Raw genomic sequence first — 16071 nt, forward strand, 5'->3', positions numbered from 1 at the left:
CTATAATTGTTGCGTGATCTTATATTAAGTTAAAGTTAAAATCCATCATACTAAAAGAAAGGGGGCCAATTGCCCCCTTTATCGATAACCTGTATCTAACCAGCTACTTACCTAGCATTAGTAGTTCATTGCATTTAATTTCTGTAATGTATCTTTTTTCTCCTTCTTTGGTTTCATATGATCGTGATACTAATTTACCTTCAATGGCAACTTCTTTTCCTTTTACCAAATAACTTTCCACTATCTCTGCGGTCTTTCCCCATGCCACAATATTGTGCCATTGAGTATCTGTAATCTTTTCTCCATCGGCATTCTTGTACGTTTCGTTGGTAGCAATGGAAAATTTGGCCAGTTTATTTCCATTTTCCAAGATTACCATTTCTGGGTCATTTCCCAAGTTTCCAATCAACTGCACTTTGTTTTTTAGCGAATTCATAATTTTTATTTTACGTGATAAACAGTTAATACTATCGAATTCTTATCATCCGACAGGGCAAACATACTATTGGAAAAAAACATGAATTGGTTCTTAACCGTTTGCTTTCGTTTGTAAACGAATGTAATTATTTAAAAACCTATATGGATGCCCACGAACCCCTAGATTCTTTTTCTGGTTCAGGAGGCTGCAACTTACTTTAGTATCCAGTAGAGAAGTAGAAGAAATGCGGAAAAAGCCATCCCATAAAGAATTAACCACAAGTTATCCATCCAAAACTTTTTTCGTGGGTAATTTTTGATTTCTGTATAAATAGACTGAATCAGTTTTACAAGTGACATATCAAAAGTGAATATAAGAAAACCTAATTTTTATTCACCCTTTGTCCCGCTTTGTATATGGATGCCCACCAACCCCTAGATTCTTTTTCTGGTTCAGGAAGGTTTATTCCCTATCTTTAAAACAATGGAAAGCCAAAAAACATTTACAAAACGAATTGGGGGCTATCTACATAAAATGATTCCCATTACAGATGCTAGTGGAAAACTGCTTCATTATGTGACAAAACCTTTAATGGTGGAGCTCAAACCCAGGGACATAATGCAGATAATAATTGGATCCACGATTTTGGCACTTCCTGTAGCCTATACTGAGGAGGCTTGGAAATTGGGAGAAGAACTGCCGCTATTGAACGTTGGGTTTCTTTCTATAATCTCACTTGTTTTCATTGCACTTTTCGTTTTCTTCAATTTCTATCGATTCAATATAAATGGAAATGTCTTCAACTATATAAAGAGGGTCATTGCAACCTATATTATTTCAATATTGGTCGTGGCGGTTCTCCTTACCATAATACAAAGATGCCCTTGGGAAACGGATTTTGTACTGGCAATAAAACGTATAATCATAGTTGCATTCCCCGCTTCAATGAGTGCAACCATAAGTGATGTCCTAAAATAGTTCTTGTCTCACTTTATGTATAGATGCCTTCTATTGCCAAAAAGAACTTAAATTGACTTTAAGCTGCAAAAACGCCACGTAATTTTGTTAACTTTGTGATAGTGAGCAAACTATTTTCCATATCGTTATCTTTTATAATCTTATTACAAAGTTTTGGGTTACACTTTGATGATTTGGTGCAAATTGATGAGTTCATAGAGCATGCACAATTTCACAATAAAGAATATGGAGATAATGTTCTAATCTTCATTTCCAAACATTACGGAGAGTTAAAAGCCGATCACGACAAAGAACATCAAGAAGAAAAGGAAGACCATGAACAACTCCCTTTTCAGCATCAATCGCATGCCACCTCACTAACTGATTTTACCTTGAACACATACAATACGGAATTTAACACACCTGTATTTTTAGAATTTAGTCCTGCTAATTTTCATTATCAATCACTTTCTTCCTCACTTCATTCGGATGGGCTCCTTCAGCCACCGCGGCTCTCATAAGTAATTGCCAGTCTATTCAATTTTAATTCCTTGACCATTCCTTTGGTTTTGGACTGTTCACGCAGATTATATTTTAAAAAATGCTATCACATATTATTAATTTCAGTATAAAGAACAAGTTTATTGTTCTCTTATTTACAACCTTAATTATAGGGTTTGGGCTGTACTCATTATCTCAAATTCCCATTGGTGCCGTACCGGATGTAACAAACAACCAGGTTCAGGTCATCACGACATCCACAAATCTCTCTACGCAAGATATGGAACAGTTCATAACGTATCCCATAGAGTTAGAAATGGCAAATTTACCAGGTGTAAAGGAAGTTCGTTCCATTTCCAAATTCGGAATATCAGTGGTCACCATCGTCTTTGACGATAAAATGGGAACCTTCTTGCCCAGACAACTTATTTCCGAAAAAATAAAATCGGCATCGGAGAAAATCCCAAAAGGCTTTGGTTCGCCAGAAATGGGTCCTATTACCACAGGACTTGGAGAAATTTATCAATATATCCTTGATGTAAAACCAGAGTTTAAACACTTGTACAACGCCGAAGATTTAAGAACCATACAAGATTGGATTGTAAAACGACAACTCTCTGGTATTCCTGGGGTGGTCGAAGTAAACACATGGGGCGGTTTTCTAAAACAATACGAAGTTGCCATTAAAACTGAAAAATTGCATGCCATGAACATCTCGGCAAATGATGTTTTTACTGCATTGGAAATGAACAATAGTGTTTCTGGTGGTGGCTATATTGAAAAGGTAAATCAGGCATTTTTCATTCGTGGAGAAGGTCTGGTCTCATCTCTGGAAGACATTAACAATATCGTTGTTAAAAATGAAGGTGGCTTTCCCATTTATATAAGAGATGTTGCGGAGGTAGGTTTTGGAAGAGCTACTCGCTTTGGGGCGATTACGGGCAATGGTGAAGGTGAAAAGGTTTTGGGGCAAGTAATGATGCTCAAAAATGCAAATTCTAAAAAAGTAATCGAAGCGGTAAAGGAACGTGTGTCAGAAATCTCAAAATCACTGCCAGAAGGTGTTTACATCAATGCATTTCTTGATCGTAGTGAACTGATTGCAAAAACAACTTTTACCGTTTCGGAGAACTTGATTCTTGGGTGCTTGATTGTAATTTTTGTCGTGGTATTGCTCTTGGGCAACTTTCGTTCTGGACTTGTCGTAGCATCAGTTATTCCATTATGCCTGCTTTTTGCGCTGTCTTTAATGTACATCTTTGGAGTGGATGCCAACTTAATGAGTTTAGGAGCTATCGATTTTGGAATCATTATAGACGGCTCAGTAATCATTGTTGAATTCATTGCTTTTCAAATGACGAAGAAGAAGGATGAGATCAACACTTTTGCCAAAGCAGAACAACAAGAATTGAAAGATGAAATCACATCTTTTGGAGCAATAAAAATGATGAACTCGGCCATCTTTGGACAGCTTATTATTTTAATTGTTTTCATCCCAATCCTATCACTAAGTGGTGTAGAGGGCAAGATGTTCAAGCCTATGGCATTAACCTTTAGTTTTGCACTCATTGGAGCAATGATTCTTTGTTTTACCTATGTTCCCGCAGTGGCATCGATATTCTTAAAACCATCAAAAGCTACAGACAAAAACATCTCCGTACGATTAATGAAATGGGTCAGCAAAATTTATGACCCCGTTATTCATTGGGCATTACAAAGCAAGAAACTGGTGTTGGGAATCGCTATTGGCCTTTTGGCTATTTCAATCTATCTGTTCACCTCCATGGGAGCTGAATTTGTACCAACCTTGGATGAAGGTGATTTTGTTATTCAGCCAGTATTAAAAACAGGAACATCCTTAAGCAATACGGTTGAAATTACTACCCAAATTGAGAAGATACTTTTAAAAGAATTTCCAGAAGTTGAACAAGTGGTCACGCGCATCGGTGCCGCTGAAGTGCCTACAGATCCAATGTCTATGGAAGAAAGTGATGTGATAATTATCCTGAAACCGAAGAGAGAATGGACATCTGCATCCTCTAAAGATGAACTGGCAGACAAGTTTAAAGAAGCCCTTGGGGTTATTCCAGGAATGGAAATAGAGTTCACGCAGCCCATTGAAATGCGATTCAATGAACTGATTACGGGAGTTCGCGCTGATATTGCCATCAAGGTTTTTGGAGATGACCTGGAAGTACTGGCCAAAAAGGGAAGTGAAATCGGCGCTTTAATTGAAAACGTTCCTGGGGCAGCAGATGTTACAGTAGAAAAAATTGCAGGGCTACCAGAGATGAATGTAAAATACAATCGTTCTAAAATTGCCAGATACGGCCTCAATATTCAAGAGTTGAATGATATGGTATCCATGGGGTTTGCAGGAAAATCCGCAGGTAGCGTTTTTGAAGGAGAAAAACGCTTTGACCTAGTTGTTAGACTACACAAACAGAAACGTCAAGATATTGACAATCTAAAAAACTTATATGTTGATTTACCTTCTGGCGGAAAAATTCCATTGAGCGAACTGGCAGATATAAGCTATAAAAAAGGTGCTGCAAAAATATCTCGTGATGACACCAGACGTAGAATTGTAGTGGGCATTAATGTTCGCAACCGTGACTTGCAATCGGTGGTAAAAGATGTACAAGAATTAATAGATGAAAATATAAAATTGCCCATTGGGTACTCTATTACCTATGGCGGCCAATTTGAGAATTTACAAAGTGCCAAATCAAGATTAATGGCCGCTGTACCTATAGCACTCATCTTAATTTTTGTGCTATTGTATTTCGCATTCAAATCGGTTAAAGAAGCCCTTATGATTTACTCAGCAATTCCTCTTGCCACTGTTGGAGGCGTTTTGTTGTTATGGATTCGCGGCTTACCATTTAGTATATCCGCAGGAGTTGGTTTCATTGCACTTTTTGGTATTGCCGTGCTTAATGGCATTGTATTGATCGAACACTTTAAAGCATTACAAAAAGAAGGATTCAAAAGCATGGAAGTCCTAATAAAACAAGGAACAAAAGATAGGTTAAGAGCGGTATTATTAACTGCATCTGCTGCTGCATTAGGTTTTTTGCCGATGGCGATATCAACCAATGCGGGAGCCGAGGTTCAACGTCCATTGGCTACGGTTGTTATAGGAGGTTTAATCACTGCCACACTTTTAACTTTAGTGGTGCTTCCGGTACTTTATGCGTATGTAAATGCCCCTAGAGCAAAGAAAAAAGCATCCAACAAAGCCACTACAATAGGTTTGAGTATGTTTGTTTTGCTGTTTTCTATACATGCAAAAGCACAGCAAGAACCCAAGACTCTTCCAGAATTAATTCATCTAGCTATTGAAAACAATGCTGGACTAAAGGCAAGTGAATTACAAGTAGAACAATCCGATGTTTTAATAAACAGTGCTTTTAGCTTTGATAAAACACAGGTTTATTATGAGTTTGATGAAAACAATTTAGCCTTGAACAATGAACCGCTGAAGGTATTCGGAATTCAACAAGACTTTAAATTTCCAACAGTTTATTTTTCCGAAAAGAAAATGAACAAAGCACGTTATGGGGTTACTTCTAGCTCTTATGATATCAAAAAAAAGGGGATTGCCCGCAAAGTGACATCCGCTTATTATGAATATCAAATTGCAAAAGAGAAACAACAAGTTTACAAAAGGTTAGATAGCTTATACAGCGATTTTTCCAAAATCGCGATTAGACGTTTTGAACTGGGTGAAACCAATTATCTAGAGAAAATTACTGCTATCTCTAAACAGAAGCAAATCAACATTAACCACAAGCAAGCACAAAAAGAAGTGGTGCACGCTTATAGTGAGTTACTAAAAGTAATCCAAACAGATGAAAACGTTGTTGTGGCCAATGAAGACTCACTTAAGGTGTCAAAGAATATTTTAGATATTAATGCAAGTGTAGAAATGGCATATTACCAAAACAAAATCTCATTACTACAAGCAGAACGTCGTTTGGAAAATCAAAAATTATTGCCCGATATAAGCCTTAATTATTTTCAAGGAACAAATTCACAGTTAAATGGAAATCTTTATGGATATCAATTTGGCTTGAAAATGCCTTTACTTTTCAGCGGGCAATCGTCTCGGATTAAAGCTTCAAAAATTGCAATGGATATCGCAGAGGCAGAATCTAGTGAATACGAAATTCAGTTAAAAGCAAAATTCAATATCCTGGAAACAGCGCTAAAACAACTTCAAGATGCATTGGATTACTATGAAAATGAAGGTAAATCACTTTCCGAAGAAATTTTAAAAACTGCGAATGGCAGTTTCAGAAATGGAGAGATTGATTTCTATCAATATATCCAGAGTTTGGAAGGTGCGTATGAGATCAAGCTGAGTTATCTGGATAAACTCAATGAGTACAACCAAACCATTATTGCCATTAATTATTTAACCTTATAAACACAACGTTATGAACCATAACATATATAAAATCATATTTCTAGCTCTTGTTTTTGCCCTATCCGGTTGTGGCGGAAAAAATAATCCATCAGCCACTATTGAAAACAAAAAGATAACGGATGGCCACATACAAGTGACACATGCCCAATTTGAACAAAGTAAAATGCTTTTAGGAAGTTTTGAGGAAAAACAGTTCCCTGATGTGGTTATTGTCAACGGAATGATTGATGTTCCACCAGAAAACAGAGCTGTAGTAAATGCAACAATGGGCGGCTATATAAAATCAACACCTTTGCTAATAGGAGATAGGGTAAATAAAGGACAAGTACTTGTTACAATCGAAAATCCAAAGTTTGTGACCATACAGCAACAGTATATGGAAGTCAATGAGCAACTTACCTATTTAAAGGCAGAATATGATAGACAAATAACAATGAAAGTTGAAAACATTACCTCTCAGAAAAGTTATTTAAAGGCAGAAAGCGAATACAAATCAGCAGTTGCCAGACACACAGGCCTGGACAAACAACTAAGAATGTTGAACATATCGCCATCAAGAGTTAGGGAAGGAGCTATTAGTTCTGTTGTAAGTGTATACGCCCCTATTTCTGGCAGCATAACAAAGGTAAATGTGACGAAAGGTTCCTATGTTTCTCCTGCTACCGAGATTTTAGAAATCATTGATAACGACCATATTCATTTAGAGCTTTCTGTTTTTGAGAAAGATATTATGAAAATCAAGAAAGGACAAAAAATCAATTTCAAAATTCCAGAGGCATCACCTGAGACGTACAAAGCGGAAGTACATCTTGTAGGTGCTTCCATAGAAGCCACCAGAACTATAAAAGTGCACGGACATTTAGAAGATGAGTCTAGCAATAATTTCTTAACAGGAATGTTTGTGGAAGCCAGCATTATTACAGATTCCACCATAGAAAAAGCTTTGCCAAGTAAGTCAGTAATTGTAGTTGATGGAGTTTCATACGTCCTTGTGTTAGATAAAAATGAAAGTGACACGTATTATTTCAATCAAGTGGAAGTTGTGGTCAAAGAGAGCCATGATGGTTTTTCAATTATAGAAAACAAGGATGATTTTAAACCAAACACACAGTTTTTAACAAAAGGCTCATTTAGTCTACTAGGTGATTAACTATTGGCAACTTTCTAATTCGCTTTCCTGTGGCTGCATAAATGGCATTCGCCAATGCAGGGATTGCTGGCGGTAAAGGAGGTTCGCCAAGGCCTCTTGGGGGCAGCTCGTTTTTTATAAATTCCACATTTATCTCTGGCATCTCTCCCATTCGCATCCATTGATAATCATGAAAATTGGACTGGACCGTAGCTCCATCTTTAACTGTTATTTCTCCATAAAGTGCAGCACAGAGTCCTTCAAGAATACCGCCTTCCACTTGCGCCTTTGCTCCAGAAGGATTTACTACTATTCCACAGTCAACCGCAGCATCTACGCGCAATATTTTTACTTTTCCATTTTCATCTGTGTCTATGGTTACTACTTCGGCAATAAAAGAGCCTGCACCTTTGCGCGCTGCAAAACCCCTTCCCTGCCCCTTGGGCAATGCCGTATCCCAATTACTGTTTTGCCTTACTTTTTCCACTACGGTAATCAAACGTTCCACATCAAACTCATAATCTCCCACAACGGGGACCATCCTTTTTGGGCCCAAAAATTCCAAAAAATAATCAATGGGGTCCATTTTGTTTATAAATGCCAACTCGTCCAAAAAGCAATGAACGGCAAACGCATTTGCAGAGGCTGCTACTGCACGCCATTGTCCTAAAGGGACATCGCTCAATACATGACCATATTCAAATTGAAGGTTTGGAACAAATCCGGCAGGAAAGTCATATTCATCTATTTCGGTACCCGCTGGACCTCCTTCTCTGCCTAAGGATGTTTTACGTGAAGCATTGGCCAAAATGTGCTGCCACCCTATAACCATACCCTCTTTATCAAGTGAGGCCGCAATTTTCTGTACGCTTCCAGGTCTATACCAGTCATGCCTAATGTCTTCTTCCCTAGTCCAAGTAAGTTTAACCGGTTTTCCTGTTTTTTGAGACAAAATTGCAGCATCCATGGCATAATCCACATAATACCTTCTTCCAAACCCCCCACCTATTCTTGGTAAGTGAATTTTTATTTGTTCTGGTTTTAATCCAAACAACTTCATTAATCCTTCTTGCAATGCTTCTGGGTTTTGAGTAGGAGCCCAGACTTCACAAAAGTCGTCTCTAAAATCAACTGTGCAGTTCATGGGTTCCATAGTAGCATGTGCTAAAAAAGGAACTTCATAAACGGCTTCATAGTTCAAGGCAGCGCTCCTTTTTGCCTTTTTTATATCCCCATCTTTTCTTTCTATGGAAGTATTTGAAAGTTGGTCATGAAAACGCACAAAAATCTCATCTGTATTCTCTTTTCGTGAGCTGGAATTATCCCAGACCACCTTGAGTTTCTTGACAGCTTTAAATGTAGCCCAGGTGGACTTCCCAATTACTGCAATACCATTCACAAAGTTTGGACTGTTTGGTGCTATTAGTCTTCCCCCATATGCTGCGTTGTTGAGTTCTATGATATCAACAACGCCATTCACCAATCTTGCTTCGTTATCCTCATAACTAGTTATTCCTCCTTCAAAAACGGGGTTTTTTAAAACAGTTGCATATACCATTTCCGGTAGTTTTACATCAATAGCATATTCAACACCTCCGCTCACTACTTTATCCAAGTCTACTTGGGGAATGCTTTTACCCACAATTTCAAAAGAGTCCATAGACTTAAATTCCACTTCCTCTGGCAATGGTATTTGGGAAGCTTCTACAATAAGCTTTTCGAAAGGTAGGCTGTCCCCGGATTTTACGTGCACTATGTTACTGTTCTTGGCGGTAAGTTCTTCAATAGGAAGGTTCATTTTTTGTGATGCCGCCCTTACGAGCACTTGTCTTACCATGGCCCCCGCCGTTCTCATTAAATCCCAGTTTAAGATGATTGCATAGCTGCCTCCTGCCCATTGCTCATCGTAAACTTTATTATAATCTGCCTGAACCACTTTTACCTTGTTCCAATTGGCTCCCAGTTCTTCGGCTAAAATCATGGGTAGAGCGGTTTTTATTCCCTGCCCAATCTCAGGGTTCTTGGCTATAAGTGAGACCCACCCGTCCGTATCAATTTTTATTAGTGGCGAAAACTCATATACTTCTGGTATCTTTTTTTTAGGCATACAGGATTGAAGATGTACTCCGATTACAAGGGCTCCACTAGCCGAAACCGTAAGTTTGATGAAATTCCTTCTTTTTAATGTGTTTTTCATTTTCTTATTTATCCAGTTTGCTTGAAGCCAGTTGTATGGCTTTTCGTATTCTTGTGTATGTGCCGCATCTACAGATATTACCTGACATTGCAGCATTTATTTCATCCTCTGTGGGATTGTTGTTTTTGGAGAGCAATGTGGCAGCGCTTATTAATTGACCCGATTGGCAGTATCCACACTGTGGCACATCCAATTCCATCCAAGCTTGTTGCACTGGATGATTTTGGTCTGGGGACAGTCCTTCAATAGTGGTGATGTTGGCTTCCAAAGCAGATGAAATTGGTAGCGTACAGGATCTAATGGCGTTTCCTTTGTACTGCACAGTGCATGAGCCACAAAGGCCCTTTCCACAGGCATACTTGGTACCTGTTAATCCTAGTTCATCTCTTAATACCCATAGCAATGGAGTATCTGCATCGACTGAGACGGTTTTTTCTGCATTGTTCACTCTTATTGTGTACGATGGCATATGTATATTTTTGAATTCATAATTAGGTGAAGATTGATTGATGAATACCTTTTTAGGGTCATTAATATGAACCCAGAATCAATACTAAACTTACCTAATAATTAGAGTGGAATTCTGTCCTTGCAGTAAACGGATAAGTTTTTGGTAGCGAACCGTGTTAATATGTTCTATCCTTAAAGAAAAGTGTAATCTCTTTTATAAAAGTCCTACTCACTTTTCGTCTAGTCCCATCTTTCATGATTACTTCCAAACTATGGCCGCTCCCTCTAGAAAGCTCTGACACATAGTTTACGTTAACTATAGTAGATCGGTGGATTTTCCTAAACATGTTTTGGGGAAGAATATCATAGAAAGACTTTAAAGGTTTGCGCATAACAAAAGTACCTTCTGTTGTAAACAACTTGGTATAATAGTTTTCCGCAACCAGTAGATAAATTTGGGAGGGCTCACAGAAGTACTTATTGCTCCCTCTCGTCAGCTCTAACAACAAGGGAGGTTTTGGTTCTCTTTCTATTGTAGTCTTCAATTTGTCGATTATGAACCATACCAAGCCAATATCCACTAGTGTCCAAAAGATAAAAAAGTAACGATACACCCCAAACCTAGAGCCTTCCAAATCTAGGTACGGGCTGTAGGTAGAGCTGAACATGAAAAACCAACCAAAATGCAAACAGACGAATACCAAGCCTACACCCAATAGCAGAGGTAAACCAAATTTAGATTCAACACTACATTTATTTATTTTCTCCAACACTTTAAAACCAATAATCCAGGGAATCCAAATGGCAAGCTGCCATAGCAATACATGGTATAGAGTCACCTGGTCTCTAGTTGCATATTCCCGCCAATAAATCAACAAGCCCAGAAGTACTGCGATTGAGAGTATTAAACCTATAAAATTTTTGGTTTTCATTCAATTTCAATGTATTCCGAATGCCCTGCGGTCAACGTTCCATTAATCCAATTCCATTCAAACTTTAGCTCCAATTTGTTTTCTGCATTTTTCAAAACAATTCCTGTCGATTGTCCTGCTTTTAACTCCCCTTGATCCGTAAGGCATTGATATAGCAATTGTATTTTGTTATCCCCAATTTGTTTTCCAACAATAAGCCCTTCAACAATTGCTCCTCCTTTGTAGCTTCCGGTTATCGTTTTTCCATTTTGATAGTATTGAAAAACCGTCTCGTTCGAAGCAAGTCCTTTCCTATTATTTAAGGTAACAAACCTCTTATTGTTAAGATTCAATCCCATTTGATTTTACTTTTATAGCATATAAATTTACCAAAACCCATTAATATTTATTTTAGCCTTAAAGTGTGCCTTTTCCTAGCTTCAGTCAAAAACAGCAAGAATCGGGTTTTCTTCAAATCTCCTCCACACTATTTTTGGGCATGTAAAAACAGGTATTATGAACGAACAGGAAAACTTAAACTATAATCGAATAGCAAAGGCTATCGCTCATATCAATACTAATTTTAAAGAGCAGCCCAGTTTAGATGAGATTGCAGAACATGTACATTTAAGCCCATATCATTTTCAGCGAATCTTTAAGGAATGGGCGGGAATCACCCCTAAAAAGTTTTTACAGTACACCAGCGTTCAGTATGCAAAACAAATATTGGACGAGGGAACAACTACACTTTTTGATGCAGCGATGGAAACCGGTCTTTCTGGAACAAGCAGACTGCACGACCTATTTATCAGTATTGAGGGGATGACTCCGGGAGAGTACAAAAATGAAGGAGAAAACCTTAGCATTAACTATAGCTATGCCCATAGTCCTTTTGGCCTTGTTGCCATAGCATCTACATCTAAAGGGTTATGCCATGTTGCATTTATTGATGATGAAGAGAAAGGGCTTTATGAGCTTAAAAAGCAATTTCCAAAAGCACAATATCATCAACGTGTGGATCAAACACAGGTAAATGCCTTAATGGTTTTCGCAAATGATTGGAGTCAGATTTCAGAAATCAAACTTCATTTGAAGGGCACAGATTTTCAATTAAAAGTTTGGGAATCTCTACTAAGAATACCCAAAGGGCAGTTGGCCACCTATGGTAAAATTGCCGGTGTTATTAAAAAACCAAAGGCATCCCGGGCCGTAGGCACTGCAATTGGAAGCAATCCCATAGCGTATTTGATTCCATGTCACAGAGTAATTCAGTCTTCTGGAAATTTAGGAGGCTATCGTTGGGATAGTATTCGAAAAACAGCCATTATTGGATGGGAAGCTGCTCAAACTCGTTAATTGTAAGATGAAGACCATATCAAAATACCTTGACACCATCATTTGGAAAAATGTTCAGAAAACATTGTACGAACAAGGATATGTTATATTGGAAAACGTACTGGATAATCAAGATTGCAGAAGCTTAATTGAAGCATTTGATGAGCCAGAACATTATCGGAAAACGGTTGAAATGGAACGGTATCGCTTCGGAGCTGGAACTTATAAATATTTTAGCTACCCACTTCCTGGATTATTGGAATCCATACGAGAAAAAATGTATCCAAAACTGGTTCCCGTGGCAAATCAATGGATGAAGGATCTAAGACTAGATGTTTCATTTCCATCAAAACTATCAGAGTTGCACCATCGATGCAAGCTTAATGGGCAATCCTTAGCCACACCTTTAATTCTAAAATATGGAAAAGGGGGCTACAACACACTGCATCAAGATTTATATGGGGAAATATATTTCCCGTTACAGGCCGTTCTATTTTTAAACGATCCGGAGACGGATTATAGCGGAGGTGAATTTGTAATGACACAACAAGTTCCACGTGCACAGTCCAAGGCAATAGTGCTACGTCCAAAAAAAGGTTCCATGCTCATTTTTACGACCAATTTTAAACCAATGAAAGGTAAAAAAGGGCATTACCGTGTTAACATGAAACATGGCGTTAGCGAGGTGAGTTCAGGAGAACGGCACACCCTGGGCATCATTTTTCATGATGCCACTTCTTAGCTATGATTGAACATAAGAAAATATCTTCCTCTGAACTTTTCAGTTTCTTAAAGCAACAAAAAACACAATGGGCCGGTAACAGCAAACTGAAGATTTATGGAACGCTCCATTGCAAATCTGGAAAACGCCTAAAGGTGGAGAACCGTGTTTTCTTCCATTCAGAAGAAGATGCTCTTAAACAAGGTTACCGCCCTTGTGGGCACTGCATGCGAAAAGCTTACCAGCTTTGGAAAAACAGCTCTCGTCAACAAAGTTTTTAGTATGTATAGCAAGAATCGGATTGTTAATCGTCTTTGGTTTTTGAAATCTTTAGCATCATGAACAAAATCTATCCTTTATGAAGTTAGTTTCAAAATGCGTATTGGTCAGTGCCCTTTTTATTATTCAATTAAGTTACTCCCAACTTCGAATATCAGAAAAATTAAAGCTCATAGAAACCTCCGAGCATATTAAAAATCCATACGAGCTTTTTGAAAAGCTCAAGCTTGTGAACAATCAAGATTCCATTGCGCTTATTACCTTTTCTAAAGTAACGGGTGAGTTATTGGAGCACAGCAATGTAAGCAAGAAAGCAATTCTTGCAGATGTGCGTAAAACTGGATTTCAACACCGTTATTTTGTTATGCTCTTAGGGACCAATGCCATCTTCTATTTAGATAACTGACCAAACAAACAGTTAGCAAGAATCGGGTTTCTTTCGGTACTCATATCTACTTCATTTGCTCCCTAAACTAAATACAGAGCAAATGAGAAATACGGTAACATTGACCCTTTTATGCATTGTGGTTTCACTCAATGGGCAGACAATTTTTGAGCCTCCAATAGATAAAATTTCTGTATCGGCAACATTTACTGGCAATAGTGTTAAAATAGATGGTGAGCTAACAGAAACCGCTTGGGAAGAAGCCAAGGTCCTCACTAATTTCATTCAGATAGAACCAAACCAAGGTGAAACATCTCAGTTCAACACTTTTGTAAGGGTATTATATGATGAACAAAATCTATACATAGGTGCATTTTGTGAAGATTTGGAGGGCAAAAAAGGCGTACGTGTCCCCGATTTGGCCAGAGACTTTTCATTCCGGACCAATGACACTTTTGCGATTGGAATAGATGGTTTTCTTGATGAACGGAACAGTATTACCATAGCAACCAATCCGTATGGCACTCAAAAGGATTACCTCTCTTTTGATGATACTTTTTTTGATGCGAGGTGGAATGGATTATGGAAAGTGAGGACATCAATAACAGATAAGGGTTGGTATGCTGAATTTCAAATTCCTTGGAAAACACTCAGATATAATGAAACTGGGGACACCTCTTCAAAATGGGGGATTAACTTTGTGCGCCAACGAAGAAAAAGCAACGAGATCTCTGCATGGTCCCCATACCCCAGGGCTTATGGTTTCAATCGTTCGGAATATTTTGGGTGGCTTATGCAAGTGAAGCCAAAAAAACCAAGCACGAACATTCAGATAAACCCATACATACTATCCGAATACATAGAAACAAAAGAAAACGGGGAAACACAAACTTCAGAAAACAATTATACTATTGGAGGTGAACTTAAATGGGCTCTAAATACCAATACCTTAATGGATCTAACTTTTAATACCGATTTTGCTCAAGCTGAAGCTGATAGACAGGTAAACAACATCAGTAGGTTTTCAGTTTTCTTTCCAGAAAGAAGACAATTTTTCTTGGAAAATGCATCGCTTTTTGGTGCCGGACTGTATAGCGATACAGGAGGCTCTGGTAACCTAAGTATAATTCCCTTTTTTAGCAGGCGTATAGGATTAGATTCAAACGGTATGCCTTTGAGAATAGACGCCGGATTACGATTGGTCCACCAATCCACGGATCAAAGCTTTGGGGTAATGGGAATAAAAGAAGATGGAGGAACGAGTAGCTCTGCTAGTTATAATTTTGTTGGACGTTATGTAAAAAACTTTGGAAAACAGAATAGGCTCGGCATAATCACCACCACCAAAATCCAAAACGAAAACACCAATATCATTGGCGGTCTAGATGGTTTTTTTAGAATGAACAAGGTCCACAGCATAGGGTTTACTGCAATGACCTCTGTAGATACCCAAAACGATGAGTTGGGTTTTGGAGGATATCTTCAATATCGATACGATACAAATTCTGTCAATGCATGGTGGACACAATCAATATTGGACGAGCGATTTAAGCCAGAACTTGGGTTTGTATCGCGTACAAACGTTTTTGCCACTTCACCTGGCGTTGTTGCCAACTATAGAGGAGAAAAATTACCTTTCAAAAAGTTTTTGAGGGCGTACAGACCTAGAATAATCGGCAATTGGTTCTATGAAGCCTCTTCAGGTAAACTCACCGAAAGAGAGATTTCAATAAGTCCATTTTGGTTAGAAGCCCAAAACGGTGGGTTTTTCAGTTTTACAACCTCATTTAGTGAACAAAATGTGTCCAATGCTTTTACCTTGCTTAATGAAGAGATAGCAGTGGGATCCTATAACTATACTAGGTATAATTTTGGTATAGGAACAGATCCATCTGGCAAAGTATCTGCTGAAATGAATTATGAGTTTGGAGATTTCTACAATGGAAATCTGAACAGCTGGAACACATCCCTTACCATCATACCAATTCCACACATATTTCTAAGCGGAACCATAAATAGCAACTCCTATGATTCTTTAGGAACGGGGTTAAATACTAGGACGGCGGATTTATACACTTTGGAAAGCCGTATTTTTCTTAATCCAAGAATAAGCCTAAGTGGATTGTACCAAAGAAACACCCAAAACAATTCTGATTTCTACAATATTCGTTTTGCTTGGGAGTACAACCCGCTTTCATATGTATTCTTGGTTTTCAACTCTAACCAGAAAAACATTGCCGAAGACACCTTCCTTGAGCGTCAAGCTATTGTAAAACTGAGTTTTTTAAAACAATTCTAGTTCTTAACTTGTGCTTTGTATCCGGTCATATAAAAAAGAGAAAACCAGAACATATTT

Annotated in this window: 14 protein-coding genes; 9 read left to right on the plus strand and 5 right to left on the minus strand. The window is 38.2% G+C overall.

The annotated features are described in order from the left end of the window. Nucleotides 1-103: 103 nt before the first annotated feature. Nucleotides 104-436 carry a single-stranded DNA-binding protein gene (locus DKG77_RS01660; RefSeq protein ID WP_109659572.1) on the minus strand — a complete coding sequence of 111 codons (333 nt, stop codon included), beginning with the start codon at nucleotides 434-436 and terminating at the stop codon, nucleotides 104-106. A gap of 465 nt (nucleotides 437-901) precedes the next feature. Between DKG77_RS01660 and DKG77_RS01665 the strand changes: the two genes are divergently transcribed. From DKG77_RS01665 to DKG77_RS01680, 4 genes are all read left to right on the plus strand, one after another. Then, nucleotides 902-1396 carry a DUF2391 family protein gene (locus DKG77_RS01665; RefSeq protein WP_109659574.1) on the plus strand — a complete coding sequence of 165 codons (495 nt, stop codon included), beginning with the start codon at nucleotides 902-904 and terminating at the stop codon, nucleotides 1394-1396. A 101-nt stretch (nucleotides 1397-1497) separates the two neighbouring features. Beyond that, complete coding sequence (locus DKG77_RS01670) at nucleotides 1498-1896, plus strand: hypothetical protein (RefSeq protein WP_109659576.1); 399 nt, start codon at nucleotides 1498-1500, stop codon at nucleotides 1894-1896. A gap of 80 nt (nucleotides 1897-1976) precedes the next feature. Then, nucleotides 1977-6308: a CusA/CzcA family heavy metal efflux RND transporter gene (locus DKG77_RS01675; protein WP_109659577.1), complete on the plus strand. Its 4332-nt coding sequence runs from the start codon at nucleotides 1977-1979 to the stop codon at nucleotides 6306-6308. A gap of 10 nt (nucleotides 6309-6318) precedes the next feature. Next, nucleotides 6319-7458, plus strand: coding sequence for an efflux RND transporter periplasmic adaptor subunit (locus DKG77_RS01680; RefSeq protein WP_109659579.1), 1140 nt, complete (start codon nucleotides 6319-6321; stop codon nucleotides 7456-7458). On the opposite strand, the gene DKG77_RS01685 is transcribed toward DKG77_RS01680, so the two are convergent. The 4 genes from DKG77_RS01685 to DKG77_RS01700 form a co-directional block, all read right to left on the minus strand. Then, nucleotides 7439-9634 carry a xanthine dehydrogenase family protein molybdopterin-binding subunit gene (locus tag DKG77_RS01685; protein WP_165819331.1) on the minus strand — a complete coding sequence of 732 codons (2196 nt, stop codon included), beginning with the start codon at nucleotides 9632-9634 and terminating at the stop codon, nucleotides 7439-7441. The two genes, DKG77_RS01680 and DKG77_RS01685, sit on opposite strands and share 20 nt — an antisense overlap. 4 nt (nucleotides 9635-9638) lie before the next feature. After that, the gene (locus tag DKG77_RS01690) at nucleotides 9639-10103 is read right to left on the minus strand and encodes a (2Fe-2S)-binding protein (protein ID WP_109659583.1); all 465 of its coding nucleotides are present in this window, start codon (nucleotides 10101-10103) and stop codon (nucleotides 9639-9641) included. Nucleotides 10104-10260: 157 nt separating this feature from the next. Beyond that, nucleotides 10261-11016 (minus strand): LytTR family DNA-binding domain-containing protein, encoded by a 756-nt coding sequence (locus tag DKG77_RS01695; protein ID WP_109659584.1) that lies wholly within the window; start codon nucleotides 11014-11016, stop codon nucleotides 10261-10263. Beyond that, nucleotides 11013-11354 carry an avidin-fold protein gene (locus DKG77_RS01700; RefSeq protein ID WP_243414786.1) on the minus strand — a complete coding sequence of 114 codons (342 nt, stop codon included), beginning with the start codon at nucleotides 11352-11354 and terminating at the stop codon, nucleotides 11013-11015. The genes DKG77_RS01695 and DKG77_RS01700 overlap by 4 nt, the downstream gene beginning before the upstream one ends. Before the next feature lie 157 nt (nucleotides 11355-11511). Between DKG77_RS01700 and DKG77_RS01705 the strand changes: the two genes are divergently transcribed. From DKG77_RS01705 to DKG77_RS01725, 5 genes are all read left to right on the plus strand, one after another. Beyond that, nucleotides 11512-12351 (plus strand): bifunctional transcriptional activator/DNA repair enzyme AdaA, encoded by an 840-nt coding sequence (locus DKG77_RS01705; RefSeq protein ID WP_109659586.1) that lies wholly within the window; start codon nucleotides 11512-11514, stop codon nucleotides 12349-12351. A gap of 7 nt (nucleotides 12352-12358) precedes the next feature. Further along, entirely contained in the window at nucleotides 12359-13072 is a 714-nt protein-coding gene (locus tag DKG77_RS01710; protein WP_109659588.1) for a 2OG-Fe(II) oxygenase, read from the plus strand. A gap of 2 nt (nucleotides 13073-13074) precedes the next feature. Then, complete coding sequence (locus tag DKG77_RS01715; RefSeq protein WP_109659589.1) at nucleotides 13075-13332, plus strand: Ada metal-binding domain-containing protein; 258 nt, start codon at nucleotides 13075-13077, stop codon at nucleotides 13330-13332. 77 nt (nucleotides 13333-13409) lie between these two features. After that, on the plus strand, nucleotides 13410-13736 hold the full coding sequence (locus DKG77_RS01720; protein WP_109659591.1) for a hypothetical protein: 327 nt from the start codon (nucleotides 13410-13412) through the stop codon (nucleotides 13734-13736). An 82-nt stretch (nucleotides 13737-13818) separates the two neighbouring features. After that, on the plus strand, nucleotides 13819-16014 hold the full coding sequence (locus DKG77_RS01725) for a carbohydrate binding family 9 domain-containing protein (protein WP_109659593.1): 2196 nt from the start codon (nucleotides 13819-13821) through the stop codon (nucleotides 16012-16014). Nucleotides 16015-16071 lie beyond the last annotated feature (57 nt).

The sequence above is a fragment of the Flagellimonas aquimarina genome (genome assembly GCF_003149745.1).
GTDB lineage: Bacteria > Bacteroidota > Bacteroidia > Flavobacteriales > Flavobacteriaceae > Flagellimonas > Flagellimonas aquimarina.

Excerpts from the sequence above, each read along its gene's own strand:
- DKG77_RS01660 (WP_109659572.1), bottom strand. The coding sequence starts at position 436 with ATGAATTCGCTAAAAAACAAAGTGCAGTTGATTGGAAACTTGGGAAAT.
- DKG77_RS01665 (WP_109659574.1), top strand. The coding sequence starts at position 902 with ATGGAAAGCCAAAAAACATTTACAAAACGAATTGGGGGCTATCTACAT.
- DKG77_RS01675 (WP_109659577.1), top strand. The coding sequence starts at position 1,977 with ATGCTATCACATATTATTAATTTCAGTATAAAGAACAAGTTTATTGTT.
- DKG77_RS01680 (WP_109659579.1), top strand. The coding sequence starts at position 6,319 with ATGAACCATAACATATATAAAATCATATTTCTAGCTCTTGTTTTTGCC.
- DKG77_RS01685 (WP_165819331.1), bottom strand. The coding sequence starts at position 9,634 with ATGAAAAACACATTAAAAAGAAGGAATTTCATCAAACTTACGGTTTCG.
- DKG77_RS01690 (WP_109659583.1), bottom strand. The coding sequence starts at position 10,103 with ATGCCATCGTACACAATAAGAGTGAACAATGCAGAAAAAACCGTCTCA.
- DKG77_RS01695 (WP_109659584.1), bottom strand. The coding sequence starts at position 11,016 with ATGAAAACCAAAAATTTTATAGGTTTAATACTCTCAATCGCAGTACTT.
- DKG77_RS01700 (WP_243414786.1), bottom strand. The coding sequence starts at position 11,354 with ATGGGATTGAATCTTAACAATAAGAGGTTTGTTACCTTAAATAATAGG.
- DKG77_RS01705 (WP_109659586.1), top strand. The coding sequence starts at position 11,512 with ATGAACGAACAGGAAAACTTAAACTATAATCGAATAGCAAAGGCTATC.
- DKG77_RS01710 (WP_109659588.1), top strand. The coding sequence starts at position 12,359 with ATGAAGACCATATCAAAATACCTTGACACCATCATTTGGAAAAATGTT.
- DKG77_RS01715 (WP_109659589.1), top strand. The coding sequence starts at position 13,075 with ATGATTGAACATAAGAAAATATCTTCCTCTGAACTTTTCAGTTTCTTA.
- DKG77_RS01720 (WP_109659591.1), top strand. The coding sequence starts at position 13,410 with ATGAAGTTAGTTTCAAAATGCGTATTGGTCAGTGCCCTTTTTATTATT.
- DKG77_RS01725 (WP_109659593.1), top strand. The coding sequence starts at position 13,819 with ATGAGAAATACGGTAACATTGACCCTTTTATGCATTGTGGTTTCACTC.